Genomic DNA, 24771 nt, shown 5'->3' with positions numbered 1-24771 from the left:
GATGCGCATCGTGCTGGCCGGTGTGCTGGCGGTGACGCTCGCGGCCGGGGTCGTCGTGGTGGTGCGGCACGCCGAGCGTGTCGGCAAAGTCTGGGTGACAGCGTATTTCGAGAACACCACCGGGCTGTTCGCCGGTGACGACGTGCGTATCCTCGGCGTGCCGGTCGGACGGGTCGACCGCATCGAACCCCAACCCACCCGCGCGAAGGTCACCTTCTGGGTGGACCGCAAATACCCCGTACCCGCCGACGCCAAGGCGGTGATCCTCTCACCGCAACTGGTGACCGGCAGGACGATACAGCTGACGCCCGCCTACACCGGCGGGCCGACCATGCCCACTGGCACGATCATCCCGCAGGAGCGCACCGCCGTCCCGGTGGAGTGGGACGACGTCCGAATTCAACTGCAGCGCTTGACCACACTGCTGCAACCGACCGAGCCGGGCGGGGTCAGCACGCTGGGTGCGGTGATCAACACCGCTGCCGACAACCTGCGCGGGCAGGGCGCCGACATCCGCGAAACCGTAGTCAGGCTTTCTGCGACGCTGGCGACGCTGGGGGACCACAGCTCCGACATCTTCACCACGTTCACCAACCTGTCGACGCTGGTGTCGGCCCTGCACGACAGCGCCGACCTGCTCGAGCAACTCAACGGCAACATGGCCGCGGTGAGCGCGCTGGTCGTCGACGACCCGCAGAAGGTCGCGCGCACGCTCGAAGATCTCGGGGATGTTATCGGCGACGTCAAAGATTTCGCCGACGACAACCGGGAAGCGATCGGCACCGCCACCGACAAGCTGGCGTCGATCAGCGACGTATTGGTCGCCAGCCTCGATGATCTGGAACAGACCCTGCACATCGCCCCCGGCACGGTGGCCAACTTCTACAACATCTTCGAACCGGCCAATGGGGCGCTGACCGGGGCGCTGGCCGTCAACAACTTCGCCAACCCGATCAGCTTCATCTGCGGGGCGATCCAGGCGGCGTCGCGGCGCGGCGCCGAACAGTCGGCGAAGCTGTGCGCGCAATACCTCGCCCCGATCGTCAAGAACCGGCAGTACAACTTTCCGCCGATCGGAGAGAACCTGTTGGTCGGAGCGCAGGCCCGACCCAACGAGGTCACCTACAGCGAGGACCGCATGCGCCCTGATTACATCCCGCCCGCTGCGGGCCTGCCCGCAATGATGGTCCCCGCCAACGGAGGTCACCCATGACGTGGATGTGGTGGCGCCGCATCGTGGCAACCTGTGCGGCGGCGGCCATGGCGGCTGGGGCGGCCGGCTGCAGCGACTGGCACGGGCTGAATTCGATGTCGATGCCGGGCACCGCCGGCGGTGGTCCGGAATCGTTCGTGATCCAGGCGCAGCTGCCCGACGTCAACAACATCCAGCCGAACTCACGTGTGCGCGTCGGTGATGTCAACGTCGGCACCGTCACCAAGATCGAGCGGCAAGGCTGGCACGCGTTGCTGACGATGCGGCTCGACGGCGACGTCGATCTGCCGGAAAACTCCACCGTCACAATAGGTCTGACCAGCCTGCTGGGTTCGTTGCACATCGAGCTGGCGCCGCCGACGGATGCGGCACCCACAGGCAGGCTGCGCGACGGCTCGCTGATACCGCTGTCCCGCGGTGGCGCGTTCCCGAGCACCGAACAGACCCTGGCGGCGCTGTCGGTGGTGCTCAACGGAGGCGGGCTCGGCCAGGTGCAGGACATCACCACGGCGCTGGCCACCGCGTTCCGCGGCCGCGAACAGGACCTGCGCAGCATGATCGGTGCGCTGGAAACGTTCACCCGCAACGTCAACGACCAGACGGGCGACATCATCGCCGCCACCGAGAGCCTCAACGACCTGGTCGGCCAGTTCGCCGCCCAACGTCCGGTGCTCGACCACGCGCTGCAGACCATTCCCGACGCGCTGGCCGTGCTCAGCGGTCAGCGCAACAACCTCATCGAAACCGCCGACCGGTTCGGTACGTTCAGCGCGTTGACGGTGGACTCCGTCAACAAGATCAGGGACAACCTGGTCACAGAACTCAACGACGTCGGCCCGGTGCTGGAATCGCTCGCCAACGCCGGACCGAGCATGACGCGGGCACTGTCGCTCATCCTGACGTTCCCGTTTCCCAACGAGACGATCGAGAAATGGCAGCGCGGTGACTACGCCAACCTGACCGCGATCGCCGATCTCACCCTCAGCCGCATCGACGCGGGCATGTTCACCGGAACCCGCTGGGAAGGCGATCTCACCGAGTTGGAACTGCAGTGGGGTCGCACCATCGGGCAGTTCCCCAGCCCCTACACCCGGGCCAACCCGCTGACTGTGGCGTATCGAACCGATCAGGGGCCGTAGTGCGACTGGACAGACGGATACAGATCCAACTCGCGGTCTTCACCGTGATCGCGGTGGTGGCAATGGGCCTGATGGGCCTGCACTTCATGAAGCTGCCCGCCAAGCTGTTCGGTGTCGGCCGGTACACGGTCGTCATGGAGTTGTCCCAGACCGGCGGACTGTACAGCGGAGGCAACGTCACCTACCGCGGCACCGAGGTCGGCCGGGTCGAGGACGTGCGGCTCACCCGAACCGGGGTGCAGGCCGTCTTATCGCTCAAGCGCGGCATCGACATTCCGTCCGACCTGCGCGCGGAAGTGCACAGCCAGTCGGCGATCGGCGAACAGTACGTCGCGCTGTTGCCGCGTACGGGCGACGCACCGCCGCTGCGCGACGGTGACGTCATCGCGCTCGCCGACACGTCGGTGCCCCCCGATGTCAACACGCTGCTGGCCGACGCCAACGCCGGCTTGCGGGCCATCCCACGTGACAACCTCAAGACCGTCATCGACGAGTCCTACACGGCCGTCGGCGGGCTCGGCCCCGAGCTGTCTCGGATCGTTTCGGGTTCAACGGATCTCGCGATCGAAGCACGCGAACACCTGGACCCGCTCATCGCGCTGATCGACCGGTCCGGCCCGGTGCTGGATTCGCAAACCCAGACCTCCGGCGCCATCAACGCGTGGGCGGCACAGCTCGCCACCGTCACCACTCAACTTCAGACGCACGACCGCACGGTCGCCCGCGTGATCGGCGACGGGCCTGCGGCGGCCGAAGCCGTGCGTTCGCTCGTCGACCGGGTCAAGCCGACGCTGCCGGTCCTGTTGGCCAACCTGGTCAGCGTCGGGCAGGTGGCCGTGGCCTACCACGACAACATCGAACAGCTGCTGGTGCTGTTTCCTCAGGTGGTGTCGGCGGGCCAGGCCGGGCTGGTGGCCAACCACAACACCAAACAGGACTACAAGGGGCAGTATCTGAGCTTCAACCTCAACATCAACCTGCCGCCGCCATGCACAACGGGTTTTTTGCCTGCACAGCAGCAACGCTCCGCAGTGTTCGAAGACGCTCCCGACCGTCCCGAGGGTGACCTCTATTGCCGGGTGCCACAGGAATCCCCATTCAACGTGCGCGGTGCGCGCAACACCCCGTGTGCCACCGTGCCGGGCAAACGGGCGCCCACCGTCGCGCTGTGCGAGAGCGACCAGCAGTACGTACCGCTCAACGACGGTTTCAACTGGAAGGGCGACCCGAACGCCACGCTGTCAGGTCAGGCCGTCCCGCACGTCTCACCGCCGCCCAGCAGAACACCGGCACTGCCTGTCGCCGAATACGATCCCGCCACAGGCGGTTTCACCGGTCCTGACGGTCGACGCTATACGCAGTCCGACCTGGCGGCGGCGGACCCGGCGGACAAGTCCTGGCAGCGCATGCTGTTGCCGCCCTGACGTCGCGACTGCGCAACCGGTCAGTGGCTGCGTAGATCTTCGACGAACGCCTCAGCCTCAGCCCAGGTGGGCAGCAGCCCGGCGGCCTGGGCCTCGGCGAGGGTGGGCGCTTCGCGGTCACGCTCGGACAAGATCGGCTCGCCGTCGATGGCGGGCCACACGATGCCCAGTGCGGGGTCCAGCGGGTTGACGGTGTGCTCGCGCTGCGGATCGTATTGCGCCGAGCACAGGTACATCACCGTCGAATCGGCTTCGAGGGCAAGGAAGGCATGGCCCAGTCCCTCGGACAGATAGATCGTGCGGCGGGTGCGGTCGTCGAGCTGTACCGCATCCCAGCGCCCGAATGTCGGTGAGCCGATGCGGATGTCGACCGCGACGTCGAAGACCGCGCCGCGCACACAGGTGACGTACTTGGCCTGGCTCGGCGGCACCTGGGCGAAATGCAGCCCGCGCAACACCCCCGCCGCCGACACCGAACAGTTGGCCTGGCGCAGGTCGAACCGATGCCCGCTGAAACCCCGGAACCCCGAATCGGTGAACCATTCGAGGAACGCGCCCCGGTCGTCGGCATGTACCTGGGGTGTGATCTCCCAGGCGCCGGGAACGTCGAGTTCGCGCGCCTTCACTGGCCGCGCCCCTCATAGGTGGCTTCCGTCGCGTCTTTCAATGGACCCCACCATGTCTCGTTATTGCGGTACCAGTCGATGGTGGCGCGCAGACCGTCTTCGAAATCGGTGTGCTTGGGTGCCCAGTCGAGTTCGTCGCACAGCACCGACGGGTCGATCGCATAGCGCAGGTCGTGCCCGGCGCGGTCGGTGACGTGGTCGAAATCATCGGGGTCTCGCCCCATCAGCCGCAGAATGGCCCGCATCACCGAGAGGTTGTTTCTTTCCTCCTCGGCGCCGATGAGATACGTCCGTCCGATCTGCCCGTCGGCCAGGATGCGCCGCACTGCGCTGTTGTGGTCGTCGACGTGGATCCAGTCCCGCACGTTGGCGCCGGTGCCGTACAGCTTGGGCCGACGCCCGGTCAGCACATTGGTGATCTGACGCGGGATGAACTTCTCCACGTGCTGGTAGGGCCCGTAGTTGTTGGAGCAGTTCGAGATCGTGGCGCGTACGCCGTAGGAACGCACCCAGGCGCGCACCAGCATGTCAGCGGCCGCCTTGGTCGACGAGTACGGGCTGGACGGGTTGTACGGCGTCGACGCGGTGAACCGCCGGGTGCTGTCTAGCTCCAGGTCGCCGTACACCTCGTCGGTCGACACATGATGCAGCCGCACGCCGTGGGCGCGCACCGCCTCCAGCACCGCGAACGTGCCGATGACGTTGGCGCGCAGGAACGGCGCCGGGTCGGCCAACGCGTTGTCGACGTGGGTCTCGGCGGCGAAGTGCACGACCGCGTCGCTCTCGGCGACGAGCTTGCCGACCAGTTCTGCATCGGTGATGTCGCCCTGCACCAGCCGGACGTCGTCCTGCACGGCGGCCAGCGACTCACGGCTGCCCGCATAGGTCATCGCGTCCAGCACGGTCACCGAATCCTCGGGATGCGCGCGCACGCTGCTGTGCACGAAGTTGGCGCCGATGAACCCCGCGCCGCCGGTGATCAGCAACCGCATGGGCAAAACCCTAGCCGAGTGCCCAGGTTGGCCCGATGTGGACCGGTTCAGCCCTTCAGACCGAGCGGGCCTGCGAGTTCGGTGAGCGTCGGCAACAACTTGTCCCAACCGCCCAGCACCTGGATCGTGACGTGGTCTGCGCCGGCATCCAGATGCTCGGTCAGCCGGCCGGCGATGTCGTCGGGCGTGCCGTGGGCGACGACTGAGTCGATGAACCGGTCGCTGCCCGGTTTGGCGAGGTCGTCCTCGGTGAACCCGAGCCGCTTCCAGTTGTTCAGGTAGTTGGACAGGTTCAGATAGAAATCGACGGCCTCGCGACCGATCTCGCGCGACGCCTCAGCGTCTCTGGCCAGCACCACTTTGTGTTCGGGCGCCAGAAACACCGTCGGCCCCAGGAGGTTTCGGGCCTCCCCGGTGTGCTGCGGCGTCGTCAGATAGGGATGGGCGCCCGCGCTGCGCTGTGCCGACAGCTTCAGCACCTTCGGACCCAGCGCGGCGATCACGCGCCGGCTCGTGGGCACCTTGGCCGCGTCGAGCACGTCGAGGTACTCCACCAATACGTCGTAGGGCTTGCGGTACTCCTCGGTGTGCTCGGGATGGCCGACGCCGATGCCGAGTAGGAACCGTCCCGGGTAGGCGTCCTCGACGCGGTGATAGGCCTCGGCGACCTCCTCGGCCGACGCCGTCCAGACGTTGATGATGCCGGTGGCCACCGTGAGGTTCTCGGTGCGCTCCAGGATCGGCTCGACGTACTCGAGATCGCCGGACGGGGAGCCGCCGATCCACACCGCGCCGTACCCGAGCTTCTCGATCTCGACGGCCTGTTCGGGTTTGACCGTCCCGAAGGTCCACACGCCGAACCGGCCGAGTTCGGGTTTGAGCTCAGTCATCGTTGATTCCCCTCGAGGTCACCGCAGACCCAGCGGGCCTGCGAGTTCGGTGAGCGCGCCGACCAGCTTGTCCGGTCCGGTCAGCACCTGCACGGGTACGTGGTCCGCGCCGGCGTCGAGATGCTCTTTCAACCGTGACGCTACGGCCTCGACGGCGCCGTGGGCGACGACGGCGTCGACGAGGCGGTCGCTTCCGGGCCGCGCGACGTCCTCGTCGGTGAAGCCCAGCCGTTTCCAGCTGTTGAGATAGTTCGTCAGGTTGAGGTAGATGTCGAGTGCCTTGCGTCCCACGGCGCGCGCCTTCTCCGCGTCGGTGGTCAGCACCACCTTGTGCTCGGGGGCCAGGAACGCCTCGGGGCCGATCAACTCGCGCGCCCGCGCGGTGTGCTCGGGCGTCGTCAGATACGGATGAGCGCCCGCCGAGCGTTCCGCGGAAAGCCGCAACACCCGCGGTCCCAGCGCGGCGACCACTCGACGGTCCTTGGGCACGCCGTACTCGTCGAGTTTGTCGAGGTAGTCCGACAGCGCCTGGTACGGCTTTTTGTACGTGGTGTGCGCTTCGGGATGGCCGACGCCGATGCCCAGCAGAAACCGGCCCGGATAGGCCTTTTCGATGCGATGAAACGACTCGGCGACCGGGCCTGGCTCCGCGGTCCAGATGTTGACGATGCCGGTGGCCACCTTCACCTCGGTCGTCGGTTCCAGAAGCGGCTCCACCCACGACAGCTCGGCGGCCGGTGAACCACCCGCCCAGATCGCCCCGTAGCCGAGGTTCTCGATCTCCCGCAGTTGCTGCGGGCTCAGTTGTTGCCACATCGCGTGGTGACCGAACGCGCCGTACGTGCCGAGATTCGGTTTCGTCATGGCTGCTCCAACTCTGGGAAGTGGGTGAGCTATTCCTCGGGTGCCGGAGCCACCAGCGGCAGCAGCACGATGATCCGGGTGTCGCCGGGTGTGGACTCCACCCGGATGTCGCCGTGGTGCTTTTCGACCACGATGCGCCGGGCCAGGTCCAGGCCGAGCCCGGTGCCCTCGCCGAACGGTTTCGTGGTGAAGAACGGGGTGAAGATCCGCTCGATGTGGTCTTCGGGAATGCCGGGGCCGTTGTCACAGATCTCCACGCGCACCATGTCGCCGTCGTGGCGTTCGGTGCGTATCGTCAGCGTGCCATGACCGCCCATCGCCTGGATCGCGTTGTCGATGAGGTTCGCCCATACCTCATTCAAATCGCCTGGATAACAATGCAGTTCGGGCAGTGACGTGTCCTTCTCCCACACCATCTCGATCGGCTTGTCCTTGCCGACCTTGTCGCCGAAGAGGGTCTTGATCGTGCTGTGAATCAGCTCGTGGACATTGGCGGTCTGATATTCGTCCCGGTCCATCTGCGAGTACTGCTTGGCGCCGGCCAGCAACGCCGAGATCCGCTTGCTGGCATCGGCGATCTCGTTCATGCGCAGCTCGGTGTCGATTGTGTACTTGAGCCAGCCGAGGGCGCTCTGCAAGGTCGCCGAGCAGCCCACGTCGTCGATGGAGGCTTGGACCCGCTGCAGCCAGTCAAGGTCGAGGCCGGCCTCGACGAAGGTCGGTGCCCAGTCCCAGGCGCCGCTGATGCCGCGCTGTTCCAGCCAGTCGCCGATCTGCTCTTCGCGATCGGATGATTCCAGCGCGGACAGTTCCACCGCCTTGGACTTCGCGACGTGTTCGGTGACCTCGTCCTGGATGCTGATCAGTACCCGCAGCGCCTCGGGGCTGAACTTGCCGTCGGCCAGCATCGCCAGCTTGTGGCGCATCTTGCCGACGCCCTCGCGCAGGTCGGCGACCGCGCGCGCGGCCGCCGCCGCCGGGTTGTTGAGCTGATGGGTCAGGCCCGCGGTGATCGTGCCCAACGCCAGCAGCTTCTCGCGCTGGCCGACGATCTCCCGCTGTCGCCGGCCGCCGACGCGGTGGCCTTCGAGCAGGTGCACGGCCATCGGGAATTCGGTCTGCATGAACGTGGCGAACGCGTCGGCGTCGAGCACGAAGAACCGCGACGGCCTGGTGACCCGCACCGAGGCCTCGTAGACGTGCTCCTCGCCGGGCACGTAGGCCGACCATGCCCCGCAGTACACCCCGCGCTGCGAGGTGCGGCCGGTCTGGATGTCGACGCCGCTTGAGCGTTTGGACATCACCAGTTCACCGTCGAGCAGCACGTAAAAGCAGGTCGCCGGGTCCCCTTCGGCGCAGATCAGTCCGGGTTCGAACGCGGCGATGTGGCCGTTGTCGCACAGCACCTGCAACTGCCGGTCGTCGAGCGCCTCGAACAGGAACAACGTCCGCAGTTCGTCGGGTAGGCAGGTGTTCGCCGCGTCGCCCATGTCCATCTCCCTACGCCTCGGCGAGATACCGGTGCACCAACATCACTGCCATCGAACCTTCACCGACGGCCGCGGCCACCCGTTTGGCTGATGCAGACCGCACGTCTCCTGCAACAAATACCCCCGGCACGCTTGTTTCCAGCTGGTGCGGCGGCCGGTCCAGCGTCCAGCCCGCCACGTCCCGCAGATCGGGGCCGGCGAGGATGAACCCGTGGTCGTCGCGGGCGATGCCGGCCTGTTCCAGCCAGTCGGTGCACGGTTCGGCGCCGATGAGCACGAACATGCGCCCGCAACAGTGTTCTTCACGCTCACCGGAGCGGATGTTCTCCAGGCAGACGCGTTCCAGATGGTCGCTGCCGGTGACCTGGTGCACCCGGGTGTAGGGCAGTTCCCTGATGTTGTGCTGGGCGCGGATCTGCTGGATGAGGTAGTAGGACATGGAGTCCTCGAGGGTGCGACGGCACACGATGGTCACCGACTTGGCGCTGCGCGACAGGTGCATGGCGGCCTGGCCCGCGGAGTTCGCGCCGCCGATCACGAGGACCTCCTCGTCGTCGCAGTCGGCGGCCACCGACGTGGCGGCTCCGTAGTAGACGCCGGCGCCCGTCAGCCCGGCGCAGCCGTCGGCGTCCAGCTGGCGGTACTCGACGCCCATCGCCAGGATCACGGCCCTGGTCCCGACCGCCCGCCCGTCTGAGAGGTGAATCGTGCGGGCGGCGCCGTCGACCTCGAGGCGGGTGACCTCGGCGGCGGTGATCAACTCGGCCTCGAACTTCTCGGCCTGCCTGCGCGCCCGGTCGGCGAGCTGAGCGCCCGACAACCCGTCCGGGAAGCCGAGGTAGTTCTCGATGCGTGAGCTTTGGCCAGCCTGGCCACCGGTGGCGGTGCGCTCGATGAGCACCGTCTTGAGCCCCTCAGAGGCGCCGTAGACCGCCGCGGCCAGGCCGGCCGGGCCGCCGCCGATGACGACGAGGTCGTAGAAATCCTCGGCCGGCGTGGTGGACAAGCCGAGCGTGGCGGCGAGTTCGGCGTCGGACGGGGCGACGAGCGTCTCGCCCTGTTCGGTGATCACCACCGGCAGGGTCAGGTCGTCGAGGCCGGCGGCGTCGAGCAGCTGTCTGCCCTTGCGCTCGTCAGCGCGAAACCACGTGTAGTACAGCCGGTTGCGGGCGAGGAACTCACGCACCTCCGAGGACCGGGCGCTGTAGGGATGGCCGATGATCTTGGTGTGCGGGATCGCCCGATCGCCGGTTTCGCGCCAGGCCTCGATGAGCGCGTCGATCACCGGGTAGAGCTTCTCGCCGGGCGGATCCCACGGCTTGAGCAGATAGTGGTCCAGGTCGACGACGTTGATCGCGTCGATCGCGGCGTTGGTGTCGGCGTATGCCGTGAGCAGCACACGGCGCGCCATCGGGAAGATGTCCATCGCCTCTTCGAGAAACTGGATGCCGCTCATCTGCGGCATCCGGTAGTCGGCGACGAACACCGCGACGGTCTCGCCGCGCAACTTGAGTTCGTTGAGCGTCTCGAGGGCATCTTGTGCTGATTCGGCGCGCACGATGCGGAACGCCTCGCCGTATTGGCGACGCAGGTCGCGAGCCACGGCTCGGGACACGGCTGGATCGTCGTCGACGGACAGAATTACGGGCTTGCGGGGAGTTGGGCCGGTCATCGTGGTCAAGTATGCGCTGCTCGGCCAGCGAATATAGTGGTGACGTACGTCGCGCAGGAATCGTCGTGCAGCGATTTTGGGCCGGGCGCTCGAGCAGGTAAGATGGGTCGGCGGTGCGGCTTCCGCGCCGACTCTTGCGTGCCCCTGTTCTGGAATTTCTGGCTGCTGGCTCACGTTTTGTAGTCGGAAGCGTTAGCTGCGCCGTGCAGGATGTCGCCGCTCGCGGTGACATAGGCGCCGCAGTACTAGAAGGACACGGAGGATCTCCGAAACATAATGGCCAAAAAGGACGGTGCCATCGAGGTCGAGGGTCGCGTGGTCGAGCCCCTGCCCAATGCGATGTTTCGTATTGAGCTGGAGAACGGACACAAGGTCCTTGCCCACATCAGCGGCAAGATGCGGCAGCACTACATCCGCATCCTGCCCGAGGACCGCGTTGTGGTGGAGTTGTCTCCCTACGACCTGTCCCGGGGCCGCATCGTTTACCGGTACAAGTAGTTTTCGAACGAGAAGAACAGGATCGAACACAGCCGTGAAGGTGAACCCGAGCGTCAAGCCCATCTGCGATAAGTGCAGGGTGATCCGCCGGCATGGGCGGGTCATGGTGATCTGCTCCGATCCGCGCCACAAGCAGCGGCAAGGATGAGCGCTTGCACGAAGTGGGGGCACTCCCCTCGCAAGCGGTGGGCCCACCCACGCGAAGCGTAGGGGGACAGGCGACAGCGCTGAGCTTCCGCATTTACAACTCAATGATGAAATCCCAGCACCACTGAGCGATCCGCGCTCATCACGTCCGGCACGGAGGCCGGACCCCATCGGGGAACGGGCTGGGACCAGACCTCCGCATAGAAGAAGGAACACTGCCTGATGGCACGTCTCGTGGGCGTAGACCTCCCGCGCGATAAGCGCATGGAGGTCGCCCTGACCTACATTTACGGCATCGGCCGTACCCGTTCCAACGAGATCCTCGCGGCGACGGGCATCTCCAAGGACCTACGAACCAAAGATCTGACCGACGATCAGCTGACCCAGCTGCGCGACTACATCGAGGGCAACCTCAAGGTGGAGGGTGATCTGCGCCGCGAGGTGCAGGCCGATATCCGCCGCAAGATCGAAATCGGCTGCTACCAGGGTCTGCGGCACCGTCGTGGCCTGCCTGTGCGCGGCCAGCGGACCAAGACCAACGCGCGCACCCGCAAGGGTCCCAAGCGCACCATCGCCGGCAAGAAGAAGGCCAGGTAAGTAGATGCCAACACCGAAAAAGGGTGGCGCGAAGGGTAAGACCACCCGTCGCCGGGAAAAGAAGAACGTCCCCCACGGCGCCGCGCACATCAAGAGCACGTTCAACAACACGATCGTGACGATCACCGACCCGCAGGGCAACGTCATCGCGTGGGCCTCCTCGGGCCACGTCGGCTTCAAGGGTTCGCGTAAGTCGACACCGTTCGCCGCCCAGCTGGCCGCCGAGAACGCCGCCCGCAAGGCGCAGGAGCACGGCGTGCGCAAGGTCGACGTGTTCGTGAAGGGCCCGGGTTCGGGCCGGGAGACCGCCATCCGGTCGCTGCAGGCCGCCGGCCTCGAGGTCGGCGCGATCGCCGATGTCACGCCGCAGCCGCACAACGGCTGCCGTCCGCCGAAGCGGCGCCGGGTCTAGGAGGAGATTAGAGATGGCTCGTTACACCGGACCCGCAACCCGCAAGTCGCGCCGCCTGGGCGTCGACCTGGTCGGCGGCGATCAGTCCTTCGAAAAGCGTCCCTACCCGCCCGGCCAGCATGGCCGCTCGCGGGTCAAGGAAAGTGAATACCGCCTGCAGCTGCAGGAGAAGCAGAAGGCCCGCTTCACCTACGGCGTGATGGAAAAGCAGTTCCGCCGCTACTACGAGGAGGCGGTGCGACGCTCGGCCGTCACCGGCGAGGAGTTGCTGCGCATCCTGGAGAGCCGGCTCGACAACGTGGTCTACCGCGCCGGCCTGGCCCGCACCCGCCGCATGGCGCGTCAGCTGGTCAGCCACGGTCACTTCACCGTCAACGGTGTCAAGGTCGACATCCCGAGCTACCGGGTGTCGCAGTACGACATCATCGACGTGCGGGAAAAGTCACTGAACACGCTGCCGTTCCAGATCGCGCGGGAGACGGCGGGCGACCGCCCGATCCCCAGCTGGCTGCAGGTGGTCGGCGAACGCCAGCGCATCCTGGTGCACCAGCTGCCCACCCGCGAGCAGATCGACGTGCCGCTCTCCGAGCAGCTCATCGTCGAGTTCTACTCGAAGTAACGACTTCTGCGGCGCACTGACCGCAGAACCCCAACCGGCATCAAATAGCGGGTGCCGAGAAGGAGATAGAGAAACACCATGCTGATCTCTCAGCGACCCACACTGTCCGAAGAGGTTATTGCCGAGGACCGCTCCCAGTTCGTCATCGAACCGTTGGAGCCCGGATTCGGCTACACCCTTGGCAATTCGCTTCGGCGAACCCTGCTGTCGTCGATCCCCGGCGCGGCAGTCACCAGCATCCGCATCGACGGTGTGCTGCACGAGTTCACCACGGTCCCCGGGGTGAAGGAAGACGTCACCGACATCATCCTCAACCTCAAGGGTCTGGTCGTGTCGTCCGAAGAGGACGAGCCGGTCACCATGTACCTGCGCAAGCAGGGCCCCGGTGAGGTCACTGCGGGCGACATCGTGCCGCCCGCCGGTGTGACGGTGCACAACCCCGACATGCATATCGCCACCCTCAACGACAAGGGCAAGCTCGAGGTGGAGCTCGTCGTCGAGCGCGGCCGCGGCTACGTTCCGGCCGTGCAGAACAAGGCGTCGGGTGCCGAGATCGGCCGTATCCCTGTCGATTCCATTTACAGCCCGGTGCTCAAGGTCACCTACAAGGTGGAGGCCACCCGCGTCGAGCAGCGCACCGACTTCGACAAGCTGATCCTGGATGTCGAGACCAAGAACTCGATCAGCCCGCGTGACGCGCTGGCGTCGGCCGGTAAGACCCTGGTCGAACTGTTCGGTCTGGCTAGGGAACTCAACGTCGAGGCCGAGGGCATCGAGATCGGGCCCTCGCCCGCCGAGGCCGATCACATCGCCAGCTTCGCGCTGCCGATCGACGACTTGGACCTCACGGTGCGGTCGTACAACTGCCTCAAGCGCGAGGGTGTGCACACGGTCGGCGAGTTGGTCGCCCGCACGGAGTCCGACCTGCTGGACATCCGCAACTTCGGCCAGAAGTCCATCGATGAGGTGAAGATCAAGCTGCATCAGCTGGGTCTGTCGCTCAAGGACAGCCCGGCCACGTTTGATCCGTCCGAGGTGGCCGGATACGACGCCGCCACCGGTACCTGGAACAGCGACGCCGGCTACGACCTGGAGGACAACCAGGACTACGCCGAAACCGAACAGTTGTAATCGCCACCTCGCCTTAATTCTCAGTAGGGAGTTCTTCATGCCCAAGCCCACCAAGGGCCCTCGCCTCGGCGGGTCGTCCTCGCACCAGAAGGCGATCCTGGCCAACCTGGCCACTTCGCTGTTCGAGCACGGCCGGATCAAGACGACCGAGCCCAAGGCGCGGGCGTTGCGGCCCTATGCGGAGAAGCTCATCACCCACGCCAAGAAGGGCACGCTGCACAACCGGCGTGAGGTGATGAAGAAGATCCGCGACAAGGACGTGGTGCACACGTTGTTCGCTGAGATCGGCCCGTTCTACGCCGACCGCAACGGCGGCTACACCCGCATCATCAAGGTCGAGGCACGCAAGGGCGACAACGCGCCCATGGCGGTCATCGAGCTGGTGCGGGAGAAGACGGTGACCTCCGAGGCCGAGCGGGCCCGCCGGAGCCGCGCCGGCGGCGACGTCGAGTCCCGTGCGGCGGCCTCGCAGGCGACGCGGGCAGACGAGGTCGAGCCCGAGGCGACCGAGGCCGCCGCCGACGAGGCCGAGGCGCAGGCCGACGAGGCTGAAGCCGAAAAGGATGACGACAAGTCCTAGTGACGTGAGCGACGGGCCCGCCATCGGTAACGGTGGCGGGCCTGTTCGTCTTCGCGCCGACATCGCCTACGACGGCACCGATTTCGCTGGCTGGGCGGCCCAGGCCGGGCAGCGCACCGTGGCAGGCGTCCTCGATGAGGCGTTGTCGACGGTGTTCCGCACCCCGGTACGGCTACGCGCGGCCGGGCGCACCGACGCCGGTGTGCACGCCACCGGGCAGGTCGCACACGTCGACGTGCCCGCCGACGCACTCTCGCACGCCTATCCGCGCGCCCCGCGCCAGGGCGACAGCGAGTTCCTTCCGTTGGTGCGACGGCTGGGCCGGTTCCTGCCGCCGGATGTGCGCGTGCTCGACATTTTCCGTGCTCCAGCGGGTTTCGATGCGCGGTTCTCGGCGTTGCGCCGGCATTACACCTATCGGCTCTCCACGGCGCCGTACGGCGTGGAACCCCAGGACGCGCGCTACGTGACGGCGTGGCCGCGTCCGCTGGACGTCGACGCCATGGCCGTCGCGTCCCGACACCTGCTGGGGCTGCGCGACTTCGCCGCCTTCTGCCGTCATCGCGAGGGAGCCACCACAATCCGCGACCTGCAGCGGCTGAACTGGTCACGCGAGGGCGACCGCATCACCGCGCACGTCACCGCCGACGCGTTTTGCTGGTCGATGGTCCGGTCACTGGTGGGTGCGTTGCTTGCGGTGGGCGAGCATCGCCGCGAACCTGACTGGTGCGCAACGCTGTTGCAGGCCGAGCGACGTTCCAGCGAGTTCGCGGCAGCACCGCCGCAGGGGCTGACACTCGTCGGCATCGACTACCCGCCGAAGGACCAACTCGAGGCCCGCACCCGGGTGACCCGCGACCTGCGGGTCGTCGACTAGATCCGCGCCGCGATGAAGTCGGCGGCCTGGTTGACCATGCCCGCGTTGATGTAGGCCCGCGCGGCGTGGTCGGGCCAGTTGCCCTCCCAGGTGTTGGGGTCGGCGGGGTTGCAGATCGGATCGGCGCCATGGCACAACTCGATCGTGCGTTCGCTGTAGAGCGGGCTGAAGGTCGTGATCGGTCCGGCCCAGGCCGAGCCGTTGCCGAACAGTGCGACCGCCGCGATGTGGGTGTCCATGCCCGCCGGCAGCGGCTTCTTGAAACCGAACGCCGCGATCGGTGCGGCCAGCACGACGTCGGTGACCGCCGCGCCGAGTGAGTACCCGCCCAGCACCAGCCTGGTGTCGGGGCACCGGCCCGCCATGTCCTGGATGCGTGAGCTCATGTCGTTGGCGCCGATGTCGATCTCGTAGTCCGCGGGATAGTTGACGGCGTAGAGGTTGATGTTCTTGTCGGTCTTGCTGCGCACAGCGCTGATGAGTGCGTTGCCGATCACACCCGCGCCGGGGGACTCGGTGCGCCCGCGCGCGAAGATCAGTTCGGCCTGCGGGCAGGACTGCGCGGCGGCGACGGGCGCCAAGCCTCGGTAGCCAGGCGTTGGCGGTGCGATCAGCCCGGCCACCGCGAGCACTGCCGCCCCGACGAGCAGCAACCCCCGACTTCCCCAACGACGAACTAGATCACGATTCACTCGGCCGATGATAACGGAACATATCGACGCCGACGTCGATCAATTCGCGGACCGGTGGCCTACACCAGGCCTGCCACGAAATTCGCCGCATGGTGTGCCATCCCGGCGCCCACGTAATCGCTGTGGGCGAACGGGTTGCGACCGCGCGAGCAGATCGGGTCGCCGTCGGTGCAGAGATCGATTGCGCGCCCGCCGAAGACCGAGGTGGTGATCGGGTTGCCGAATTTGGTCGCCGGGTTGCCGAACACGGCGACCGCGGCGACCTTCGACACCGCGGTCCCGGGCAGCATCGGGCCCACCGCGCCGAGGCGGTTACCCAGCGGTGGCACCCCGGCCAGCATGTCGACCACGGCCGCGCCCTGAGAGAACCCGCCGAGCACGATCCGCGTCGCCGGACAGGACTGCACGATGTTCGTGACGTAGGCCGCCGCGTCGGCCGCGCCGTCCGCCGCGAGGATGAAGTCGTAGCTGGCCGGGTAGTTCACCCCGTAGGCCGACAGCGTTCGGCTGCCGAGTTGGGTGCGCAGCGCGTCGACGAAGGCTTGGCCGACGCGACCGATGCCGGGTGGCTCCGCGGTGCCCCGCGCAAACACCACGGTCACATCCGAGCAGGGTTGGGCCACCGCAACCGGCGGGGCGACGAGCGGGGCCGCCGCCGTCAGCGCGCCAAGGACGGCGCCGACGAACCGTCGGCGAAGACGCTGGAAGTTCACGGGGTCAGATGATATCGGCGGGACCCGCCAACAAGATCACACCAGGCCGGCGACGAAGTTCGCGGCCTGTTGGACCTGCCCTCCACTCACATAGTCGTTGTGCGCGAACGGGTTGCGGCCACCAGAGCAGATGGGGTCGCCGTCCTTGCACAGGTCGAGCGCGCGGCCTGCGAAAACCGAACTGGTGATCGGGTTGTCGAACTTGGCCGCCGGGTTGCCGAACACCACGACCGCGGCGATGTTGGGCTGCAGGCTGCCCGGCAGCGGCGGCGCCGACCCGATGGAGCCGATCTTGTTGCCCAACGGCGGCACACCGGCCAGCATGTCGATCACCGCGGCGCCCTGCGAGTAGCCGCCGAGCACGATGCGCGTGGACGGGCACTGTTGCGCCATGACCGCGACCCGGTTGGTGGCGTCAGCCGCGCCGTCCGCGGCGGCCAGGAAGTCGTAGGAGGCGGGGTAGTCGACCGCGTACCCGGTGACGCTGCGCCCGCCGGTCTGCTGTCGCAGCGCGTTGACGAACGCCGTGCCGGGGGTGCCCAGACCAGGGGTGTCGTCGGTGCCGCGGGCGAAGATGACCTCGATGTCGGCGCACTGCGAGGTCGGATATCCGGGCCCCGGCAGCGGGCCGGGCTGCGCCATGGCCGAAGGGATGGCCAACGGCAACGGAGCGATGATGAGCGCGGCGACGGCGGCCACCACAGCCGCCGGCCGGCACGAGGCGCGCAGCAAAGTCACGTCGACATACTCACATATCGCGCTGCCGATGGCCTAACGGTTGCTTCTGCTCGACCGGCCCGTCCGGCCAGGTCGCCTCGGCCACCACCGCTGATCGGTCCCCGGCACGCGCCAGCGCCAGCCCGCACAGGACGATCGCGCCGCCGACGGCCTGATTGACCGTGATCGACTGTCCCACCAGCACCCACGCGGCGAGCACCGCGAACATCACCTCGGAGAGCCCGACCAGCGAGGCGAACCGGGGCCGCAGCAGCGCGATGCCCATGATGCCCAGCAGGTAGGCGACCGCGGTGGCCAGCACGCCAAGGGCCAGCACCGGCACCAGCCAGGAGGTCGTCCACCCGGCGACGACGGCATCGTTGGCCGTGAAGGTCAGCGGCATCAGGCCCGTCACGCCGAGCAGCACCACCGTGGCGGTGCCGACGACCAGCCCGCCCGCTGCCAACGTGACCGGGTGCACGGCCGCATCACCGTCGCTGTCGACGTTGGCGGACATCACGAAGTAGCAGGCCGCGCATACGGCGGCCGCCAACCCCCAGCCGACGCCGACGAGGTTGACGTGTGCCCCCGCAAAGACGTTGAGCACCAGCATCATTCCGATGAATGCCAGTACGACGCCGGCCAGCGTGCGGTTGGTCGGCCTGCGCCGGGTCCTGGCCCAGACCCACGCGACGACGAGGATGGGGGCGGTGTACTCGAGCAGCAGCGCGACGCCGACGGACAGGTGCGCGACCGCGTTGTAGTAGAACAGCTGCGCCCCGGCTATCGGGATGACGCCGTAGGCCAGCACCGCCCTGTGGTGCGTCGCCGCCTCTCGGATCCAGCCCGGCCGAACCACGGTGGCGAAGATGGCCAGAACCAGCGCGCCGCCGGCCAGTCGGGCCACCACCGCGGCCGTCGGCGTCCAGCCGGCGTCCATCAGCGATCGGGCGAACGGCCCCGACGAGCCGAACGCGAACGCGGAGGTCAGCGCGAAGAACAGGCCGAGGCGAAAGTGGTCGCCGGCCGGACGTGCGCGGACGTCGTCCACGGCCATGAACACCCCCACCGAAGTAACGAGTAAAATCGTCTTTGGTCATGACGCTAGCGACGAAGGGGATCATGAGTCAAATGCTTTTCAGTCATGACACCGACCTCACGCTGCGGGCCATCTGTGTGCTGGTCAACAGCGACCGGGTGGCAGGCGACCAGCTTGCGGATATGGCCGCGCTGAACGGCTATCTGGACAGGTTCGGCTGGACTGGTCGGCGCGATCATGACGAGGCCGAACTGCGCGCCGTGCAGCGGCTACGGGAGCGGCTCGGCAGGGTCTGGACGGCCGCCGAGGACGAGGAACGCGTCGTCGGCGAGGTGAACGCGTTGCTGAACGACACCCGGGCCGCCCCGTGGCTGACGCGGCATCCGGAGATGCCGGAGTGGCACTTGCATCTGGCGTCCGTTTCCGACCCGCTGTGGCAGCGGATGGGTGCCGAGATGGCGATGGCCCTTGCCGACTTGATCCGGATCGGCGAGTTGCGCCGGCTCAAGACCTGCGCGGCACCTGACTGCGAGGCCGTGCTGGTGGACCTGTCGCGCAACCGGTCGGGCAAGTTCTGCGACACGGGTAACTGCGGCAACCGCCAGCATGTGGCGGCCTACCGACAACGCCGCGCCCGCGGTTCCGACGACGTATCGTGAGATCGCACGATGTGAGGGGGTCGGCATGGGTCTCGAGTTGAAACGGGAATTCGCCTTCTGGGCCTCGCTCAAACCGCCGGTCGACTTCGGTGCCGGACCGCTGGGCCAGAGAATCTACGCCGAAGTCATCGAGGGCGCCGCGACCGGTGAGAGGTTCAACGCCCGCGCCGTCGGTGGCGGTGGCGACTGGATGCTCATCGCGCCGGATGGCTACGGGCGCATCGACGTTCGCGTGCAGTTCGCCACCGACGACGGCGCGCACGTCTACATGCAGTACCTGGGACTCCTCGAGATGAACGAGGTCGTCGCGCAGGCGATCGCGACGGGCAGCGCAACATCGTTTGACGACCAGTACTTTCGGACGACACCGCGGGTCGAGACGGGTGATCCGCGGTACGCGTGGATGGGCCAGAGCGTGTTTGTCGCGCGCGGCAGGCTGCGTGAGGGCTTCGGCGTGGAGTACGAGGTCTTTCGAGCGGTCTAGGGGTCGGCGAGCAGCGCGCGGGCCCGGCCCAGGTCAGGCCACGAACTGTCGGCGGCGAACATCGCCACCGCCTCGGCCACCTTTCGCCGCGCCGCCCCATCACCGCGTTCGGCGTAATCGTCAAGGGCGGCACGCAATGCGAACACCGGCGCACCCTGGTTGCGGGCCAGGTCGAACGCCGCCTGCAGATCCTCGCGGCGGGCGTCGGGATCGACATGCGTGGCGGCCCGCACACGTAGCAGCTCCGCGTCGTAGTAGTGCATCGACGTGTCGTCGGCCAACTGCAGACCGGCGTTTGCCCGTGCGCGCGCCTCGAGGGGCTGGCCGGCCGCGACCAGCAGTCGTGCCGTATGTCCATCGAACGACGGCACGAAAACCGTCGCCCCTAGGGACCGGCCCGCCTGCACCCAGCCGGTCAGCGCCGTTGTCGCCTGCGGTATCTCGGGTGCGTCGAGGCGGCCCGCGGCCAGTGCGGCCGCGGCGGGCACCAGAACGGCGAACGTCGCCCCCAGAGCAGTCCACTGATCGAAGCCGTAATGGTCGGCGCGCTGGAGCATATCGGCGGCCAACTCGCCGGCGCGGTCCAGCCGGCCAGACTCCACGCAGATCCAGATCTGGATGTAGCGCAGGTTGCACATGCTGAACGGGCCCTGCGGAAACTTCAGGTCGCCGGCCCGAATTTCGCTGCGGGCCAACGCATCTTCGGCGCCGTCGAGGTCACCGTGGACCCAACGGGCCAGCGCGAGGCTGCACAGTCCCAACACCACGGGGTCGTGCGGCATGAACCACTCGGCTTCGAGGTCTCGGCTGCCGCGCGCGGTCATCAGGCGATCGGCCTGCTCTTGGCTGGCCAGGGCTGCACCGAAGTCGCCGCGGAACCAGGCCACCGTCGCCGCCCCGCCGAGGTTCTCCGCGCGCCACCACTCGCGACCTCCGTCGACTCCGACGCGCAGCGAATCGACGATCTGTTGTGCGCGTGCGAAATCGGCTCGCGTCACGTAGTAGCTGAACAACGCCATCAACGTGGCGAACAAACCGTCGGCGTGCGGGTCGGTGCCGCACAACGCAAGGCAACGTTCGAAATCCACCACGGCCTGCGTACTGCCCGGTCCCTCGGCGGCGGCGGCGAGAAACCCGCGTCGCAGCCGCAGGTTCATCTCGGTGTGGTCGCGTTCGGCGTCTTGCGGAAGCACCCCGAGCAGGTCCAGAGCGCGCGCGAGGTACCGGCGGGCCTCGTCGAGGGCGCCGCGCTGACGTGCCATGGCGGAGGCCTGCTCGTATGCCGCGATGGCTTCGCGGTCGCGGTGCGCCTCTTCGAATTGCGCTGCGATGACCGGCCAATCCTGTGAGGACGCGGCGATCAGCGCGTCGGCGACCCGGCCATGGAGCCGCTGGCGGATGCTGGGTGGCGGCAGTTCCGCCGCGACTTCGCGCAACAGCTCGTGACGAAACCGCCAGACGTTGTCCCCAGCGGGCTCGAGCACAGTGGCATCGCGCAGGTCGGTAAGCACCCGGTCGAGGTCATCGTCTGCCAACGCGACCACCGAGCGCAGCAGGGCGCGGTCGAACAGCGTGCCGATCGTGGCGGCCGCCTCCACCACCCGGATGGCCGTGTCGCTGGACCGCAGCCGCGCGAACAGCGCCTCGTACAACGTGTCGGGAACCTGTTGTGATTCCACGGTATCGGCCGGCTGCTCTTTGAGCTTGGCCACCACCTCCTCGATGTAGAGCGGCACCCCGTCGCAGCGGCGCCGGACCGTCTTTCGGGCCGCGGCCGGCAGCGCAGGATGCAGCGTCGAGATGAGCGCATCGGTCTCGTCGTCGCTGAGCGGGTTGACCTCGAGCACGCGGTATTCGGCGCGGTCAGGCAGCGACGACCGGTCTCGTGAGGTCATCACCACCAGGACGCGGCCCGGCCCGGCGTCCAGCAGCCTGCGGACCACCTCGGTGGTCGAGGGGTCGAACCAGTGCATGTCTTCGGCGACGACGAGACCGCGCCCGGCGCGCATGCAGGCCATCAGGTAGGTGCCGACGGCGGCGGTGATCTGCTCGTGCAGTTTGCGGCCCTCCGCGGGGGCCGGGTCGTATCCGGTGGCCGGTGATATCCCCAGCACCGGTGCGAGGTTGGGCACCATGACGTCGGGGTTCAAGCCCTGCGCATCGAGCTCGGATCGCAAGACGGCCAGCCGCTCTTCGGGTTTGGAACTGCGGGTGATCCCGCATCGGCGCTCCAGCAGCTTTCGCACGGGGTGCAGGCCGACGTCGGTGTGAAACGGTGACCCGAACAGGTGAAGCACGACATCGTCGGGGCGGTTTGCTCTTTCGACGGCGGCGGCGACAAGCCGGCTCTTGCCGATACCGGGCTCACCGACGAAGGCAATCCCCGTGGGGTTCACGGTGCCTGCCGCGGCCGCATCCAAAGCCGTTTGCAGGCAACCTGTCTCGTACACACGGCCCACCAACGGGCCGGGTGCAACCCCGGTGACTTCACGTTCGCCGATCGGCCGGTAGGGAATGACCTGCGTGTCGATGCCCTTGACGTTGTGCGGTGCGCCCGCCTCGAATTCGAACGTGTCGCGGACCAACCGTTCGACGGCGCCGGAGACCGCGACCGTTCCGGGTTCGGCGATGCTACACATCCGTGCGGCGAGGTTGGCGGCCAGGCCGTACACGTCGTCCTGGGCGATGTCGAGATAGACCAGGCCGCGGTGGATGCCGACCCGGGCGTCGATGCCGAAACCGAACCGCCGCCGTACCCGGTCGGACAGGTGCGCGATGGCCTTGGTGAGGTCCAGGCCCGCCTGTACCGCGCGGCGGACGTCGTCCTCGTGGGCGACGGGATGGCCGAACACGGCGAGCAACCCGTCGCCCTTGGTGTTGCCGATGTGGCCCTCGTAGTGGTTGACGATGCGCAGCACCTCGTCGCGGTAGCTGCCCACCACGGTGCGGTAGGTCTCCGGTTCGGTGCGGGTCGACAGCGCGGTGGAGTCGACCAGGTCGGCGAACATGATCGTGAGGCGGCGCAGCTCACCGTGTTCGACGGGTGCCGCGAGCAGTTCCTCGGCGTCGACGTTGGCCGAATCGACGGCCAGCACCTGCCCGGCAAGGGCGTCGGCGGTTGCCCTGTCACCTCTGTTGATGGCGCTCACCGCGCGATCGAGAAGCTCATCGATCGTCGACCGGCGGCGGACAGGGTCGGTCACCTTCTAATTGTGACTGCCCTACGGCAGGTACAGACCCCGAATGCGGTGGAACCTGCCATGGCCCAGGACCGTGTTGGCTGCCTGCAGGCCCGAGAGCACCGCGGACTCGATACACCCGGAGTTCAGGCCCGAGTCGGTCCAGTCGCCCGCCAGGACGAGGTTGTCGTAGCCGGCCTCATCGGGGCGCAGGCGGTAGTCGTCGGTACCGGGAAGCGACAGCACGTAGCGGTCGGACGGGTCGATGTTCACGCTGACGTGCTGGGTGGCCAGCGCCTCCGCGCCGCGGCGACCTTGTGTGCCGGCCACCAGATGCCAGGCGAAGCCGTCGTCGCGGACCGCGCCGGGCAGGTGCACGCCGACCAGGTTGTCCAGAAAGTTCAGCGTTTCGGCTTCGGCGATCTGCCTGCAGCGCCGGGCGTAGGCGTCCTGATCGATGGTGGGTGACCAGTCGACATCGAGCGCACCGCAGAAGTACGCGACGGTCTGCGGCTGGTCGTCTGCTGGCCACTCCTCGGCCCACAAGGTCTGCGGCATCGACGAAAACGTGTCGATCGGCGGAATGTAGCCGCTGGTCGTGATCGCCGGTGCCGCCAACCCGAGTTCGGCGTGATCGGGCCGCAGCCAGATCTGCAGGCCCTGGGTGGCGATCGTGCGCAGATGCGTGGTCATCTCCTGCCACTCGGGCCGGTCGGCGATCAGCTCCTGCGCCACGACCTCGACCATGCCCAGCGACACGGCGAGCACCACCCGGTCGAAATCGACGCCGCGGCGAAGGACCCGGGTCTCGGCGTCGTCGCGCGAGCCGAAATGTGATTCCAGGTCGCCCAGTCCGTCGCGGGTCTCGAGCTGTTCGGTGAGCGGCCAGTTCGGGAAGACGGGTAGTCCGCGCACCCGGGTCAGCGGCTCGTAGTGCGCCGACTCGTCGGCGAGCCAGACCTGGCGGCCCATGGTGATTGCGTCGACGTACTGGCGGCCACGGTCGAGGTGCAGCGCATCGACACGGTGAAAGAACTCGAATTCGACGCCTCGCCTGCGCAATACCTCGTAGAGCGGGGCCATCACGATGTCCCCCATACCTGCGGTCATCTTCCAGAAGATCGCGCCCTTGTAGGTGAAGAACATCAGCCCGACGAGCAGCATCCCGACCCCGGCCGACACAGTCGGTCGTTCCAGATGGCCCTTCTCGTATCCGAACACCATGTTGTACATGGCGCGCAGCACCGGGAACTCCAGCACCTCCGGATGCGCGCCGTGCCGAAGCACCCAGGCGCCGTAGTCCTCGTCGTTGACGGATCGCAAACCGCGCGGGTCGGTGACCAGACCGTCGGCCAGGACGCCGCGTACGGTCGCGGTCAGCAGCGACAGCAGCGTCCAGGACAACCGATGGTCCGCGCGACGCTCGACGTCGAGGGTGTCGCGGATCGCGTCGAGCGCATGGGCGAGCACGCCCGCCGCGGCACCGTTGACGGGCTGAGGGTCGGCCAGCGCGATCAACGCGGCCAGCACGGCGCGCTGCACAGCGTCCAAAGTCCGCTCGGGCGCGGGTATTTCGGCAGTCACCGACATGGTCAGGCCGGCCTCGCCCATCGTCCGCAGGGAGTCGGCGAAGTCGAGTATCAGTTGCAGGGCACGTTCGACGAACTGCGTCACGGTCATCTCAGCAGCCGCGGCTCCGGTTTCGCTGGGTTCGCCGGGCAACTCCTCGTTACCGGTGAACCGGCCCAGCCACAACCGCCATTCGCCCTGCCACCGGTCGGTCGCCCCGACATCGTTGGCCGGGATGAAGGCCTGATCCCAGGTCTGGATGGGCGCCGACGGGTCGGTGCCGGCACGGTCCAGTTCGACGTAGCACTGGCGGATCAGCGTGAACGCGTTCTCGTAGGAGCCGATCCACACGTGCAACCCGTGTTCTTCGATGCGACCGTGCTCGCCGCGGCTGGACGCGCCCTTGCCGCCGAGACGCCAGCCTCGTTGGTAGACGGTGATCGACTCGAAGCGATCGCGCCACCCCGGCTCGCTCAAACGCCACGCGGCGGTCAGGCCCGCCATACCCCCGCCGAGGATGGCGATGCGTTCCTTCGTACGGGTCACCC

General features: G+C 67.4%; 25 protein-coding genes. 13 read left to right on the top strand and 12 right to left on the bottom strand.

Translation table 11 applies throughout. From position 1 onward, the window contains the following. Position 1: 1 nt before the first annotated feature. Genes K3U96_RS20745 through K3U96_RS20735 form a run of 3 tightly spaced genes read left to right on the top strand, consistent with a single transcriptional unit; the run spans position 2 to position 3776 of the window. A complete protein-coding gene (locus tag K3U96_RS20745; protein ID WP_069405929.1) occupies positions 2–1213 on the top strand; it encodes an MCE family protein in 1212 nt (403 codons plus the stop codon). Then, a complete protein-coding gene (locus K3U96_RS20740) occupies positions 1210–2352 on the top strand; it encodes an MCE family protein (RefSeq protein ID WP_069405923.1) in 1143 nt (380 codons plus the stop codon). The genes K3U96_RS20745 and K3U96_RS20740 overlap by 4 nt, the downstream gene beginning before the upstream one ends. Then, positions 2352–3776, top strand: coding sequence for an MCE family protein (locus K3U96_RS20735; RefSeq protein ID WP_069405922.1), 1425 nt, complete (start codon positions 2352–2354; stop codon positions 3774–3776). The genes K3U96_RS20740 and K3U96_RS20735 overlap by 1 nt, the downstream gene beginning before the upstream one ends. Before the next feature lie 20 nt (positions 3777–3796). Here the strand turns inward: K3U96_RS20735 and rfbC are convergent, their stop codons facing one another. The 6 genes from rfbC to K3U96_RS20705 are packed head-to-tail and all read right to left on the bottom strand — an operon-like array spanning position 3797 to position 10310. After that, positions 3797–4402, bottom strand: a complete 606-nt coding sequence (rfbC, locus tag K3U96_RS20730; protein WP_069405921.1) for a dTDP-4-dehydrorhamnose 3,5-epimerase — start codon at positions 4400–4402, stop codon at positions 3797–3799. After that, on the bottom strand, positions 4399–5394 hold the full coding sequence (gene rfbB / locus K3U96_RS20725) for a dTDP-glucose 4,6-dehydratase (RefSeq protein WP_069405920.1): 996 nt from the start codon (positions 5392–5394) through the stop codon (positions 4399–4401). Before rfbB ends, rfbC begins: the two co-directional genes overlap by 4 nt. Positions 5395–5441: 47 nt before the next feature. Continuing rightward, positions 5442–6284, bottom strand: a complete 843-nt coding sequence (locus tag K3U96_RS20720) for an LLM class F420-dependent oxidoreductase (RefSeq protein WP_069405919.1) — start codon at positions 6282–6284, stop codon at positions 5442–5444. An 18-nt stretch (positions 6285–6302) separates the two neighbouring features. After that, positions 6303–7148 (bottom strand): LLM class F420-dependent oxidoreductase, encoded by an 846-nt coding sequence (locus K3U96_RS20715; RefSeq protein WP_069405918.1) that lies wholly within the window; start codon positions 7146–7148, stop codon positions 6303–6305. Positions 7149–7177: 29 nt separating this feature from the next. Continuing rightward, entirely contained in the window at positions 7178–8638 is a 1461-nt protein-coding gene (locus tag K3U96_RS20710) for an ATP-binding protein (protein WP_069405928.1), read from the bottom strand. 10 nt (positions 8639–8648) lie between these two features. Then, positions 8649–10310, bottom strand: coding sequence for an NAD(P)/FAD-dependent oxidoreductase (locus K3U96_RS20705; RefSeq protein ID WP_069405917.1), 1662 nt, complete (start codon positions 10308–10310; stop codon positions 8649–8651). A 276-nt stretch (positions 10311–10586) separates the two neighbouring features. On the opposite strand from K3U96_RS20705, the gene infA reads away from it, so the two are divergent. The 8 genes from infA (at position 10587) to truA (ending at position 15171) form a co-directional block, all read left to right on the top strand. Continuing rightward, on the top strand, positions 10587–10808 hold the full coding sequence (gene infA, locus K3U96_RS20700) for a translation initiation factor IF-1 (protein ID WP_003418601.1): 222 nt from the start codon (positions 10587–10589) through the stop codon (positions 10806–10808). A gap of 34 nt (positions 10809–10842) precedes the next feature. After that, positions 10843–10956: a 50S ribosomal protein L36 gene (gene rpmJ / locus K3U96_RS20695; protein ID WP_003879483.1), complete on the top strand. Its 114-nt coding sequence runs from the start codon at positions 10843–10845 to the stop codon at positions 10954–10956. A 221-nt stretch (positions 10957–11177) separates the two neighbouring features. Further along, positions 11178–11552: a 30S ribosomal protein S13 gene (gene rpsM, locus K3U96_RS20690; RefSeq protein WP_046751017.1), complete on the top strand. Its 375-nt coding sequence runs from the start codon at positions 11178–11180 to the stop codon at positions 11550–11552. A gap of 4 nt (positions 11553–11556) precedes the next feature. After that, positions 11557–11964 carry a 30S ribosomal protein S11 gene (rpsK, locus tag K3U96_RS20685; RefSeq protein WP_069405915.1) on the top strand — a complete coding sequence of 136 codons (408 nt, stop codon included), beginning with the start codon at positions 11557–11559 and terminating at the stop codon, positions 11962–11964. Positions 11965–11977: 13 nt separating this feature from the next. Next, on the top strand, positions 11978–12583 hold the full coding sequence (rpsD, locus tag K3U96_RS20680) for a 30S ribosomal protein S4 (RefSeq protein WP_069405914.1): 606 nt from the start codon (positions 11978–11980) through the stop codon (positions 12581–12583). A 78-nt stretch (positions 12584–12661) separates the two neighbouring features. Then, positions 12662–13714, top strand: coding sequence for a DNA-directed RNA polymerase subunit alpha (locus K3U96_RS20675; protein WP_069405913.1), 1053 nt, complete (start codon positions 12662–12664; stop codon positions 13712–13714). 37 nt (positions 13715–13751) lie between these two features. Beyond that, positions 13752–14294 carry a 50S ribosomal protein L17 gene (gene rplQ / locus K3U96_RS20670; RefSeq protein WP_069405912.1) on the top strand — a complete coding sequence of 181 codons (543 nt, stop codon included), beginning with the start codon at positions 13752–13754 and terminating at the stop codon, positions 14292–14294. After that, positions 14278–15171 carry a tRNA pseudouridine(38-40) synthase TruA gene (gene truA / locus K3U96_RS20665; RefSeq protein WP_069405911.1) on the top strand — a complete coding sequence of 298 codons (894 nt, stop codon included), beginning with the start codon at positions 14278–14280 and terminating at the stop codon, positions 15169–15171. The genes rplQ and truA overlap by 17 nt, the downstream gene beginning before the upstream one ends. Here the strand turns inward: truA and K3U96_RS20660 are convergent. Genes K3U96_RS20660 through K3U96_RS20645 form a run of 4 tightly spaced genes read right to left on the bottom strand, consistent with a single transcriptional unit; the run spans position 15168 to position 18350 of the window. Continuing rightward, positions 15168–15863: a cutinase family protein gene (locus K3U96_RS20660; RefSeq protein WP_165614139.1), complete on the bottom strand. Its 696-nt coding sequence runs from the start codon at positions 15861–15863 to the stop codon at positions 15168–15170. The two genes, truA and K3U96_RS20660, sit on opposite strands and share 4 nt — an antisense overlap. A gap of 59 nt (positions 15864–15922) precedes the next feature. Then, entirely contained in the window at positions 15923–16576 is a 654-nt protein-coding gene (locus tag K3U96_RS20655) for a cutinase family protein (RefSeq protein ID WP_084223306.1), read from the bottom strand. A 36-nt stretch (positions 16577–16612) separates the two neighbouring features. Further along, positions 16613–17314, bottom strand: a complete 702-nt coding sequence (locus K3U96_RS20650) for a cutinase family protein (RefSeq protein WP_372515006.1) — start codon at positions 17312–17314, stop codon at positions 16613–16615. A gap of 10 nt (positions 17315–17324) precedes the next feature. Beyond that, on the bottom strand, positions 17325–18350 hold the full coding sequence (locus K3U96_RS20645) for an EamA family transporter (RefSeq protein WP_220690950.1): 1026 nt from the start codon (positions 18348–18350) through the stop codon (positions 17325–17327). Between the two features lie 74 nt (positions 18351–18424). On the opposite strand from K3U96_RS20645, the gene K3U96_RS20640 reads away from it, so the two are divergent. Further along, positions 18425–18991 (top strand): CGNR zinc finger domain-containing protein, encoded by a 567-nt coding sequence (locus tag K3U96_RS20640; protein WP_069408179.1) that lies wholly within the window; start codon positions 18425–18427, stop codon positions 18989–18991. Between the two features lie 25 nt (positions 18992–19016). Beyond that, positions 19017–19475 (top strand): DUF3237 domain-containing protein, encoded by a 459-nt coding sequence (locus tag K3U96_RS20635; protein ID WP_220690949.1) that lies wholly within the window; start codon positions 19017–19019, stop codon positions 19473–19475. Here K3U96_RS20635 and K3U96_RS20630 read toward each other — a convergent pair. Together K3U96_RS20630 and K3U96_RS20625 are read right to left on the bottom strand one after the other, a co-directional pair. After that, positions 19472–22678: an ATP-binding protein gene (locus K3U96_RS20630; RefSeq protein WP_220690948.1), complete on the bottom strand. Its 3207-nt coding sequence runs from the start codon at positions 22676–22678 to the stop codon at positions 19472–19474. The genes K3U96_RS20635 and K3U96_RS20630 overlap by 4 nt on opposite strands. A gap of 18 nt (positions 22679–22696) precedes the next feature. Continuing rightward, a complete protein-coding gene (locus K3U96_RS20625) occupies positions 22697–24769 on the bottom strand; it encodes an FAD-dependent oxidoreductase (RefSeq protein WP_268928454.1) in 2073 nt (690 codons plus the stop codon). Between the last annotated feature and the right edge of the window lie 2 nt (positions 24770–24771).

The sequence above is a fragment of the Mycolicibacterium holsaticum DSM 44478 = JCM 12374 genome (genome assembly GCF_019645835.1).
Classification (GTDB): Bacteria; Actinomycetota; Actinomycetes; order Mycobacteriales; family Mycobacteriaceae; genus Mycobacterium; species Mycobacterium holsaticum.
Note: the sequence above shows the minus strand (reverse complement) of the source record. Positions and strands in the feature narration are given on the sequence as shown.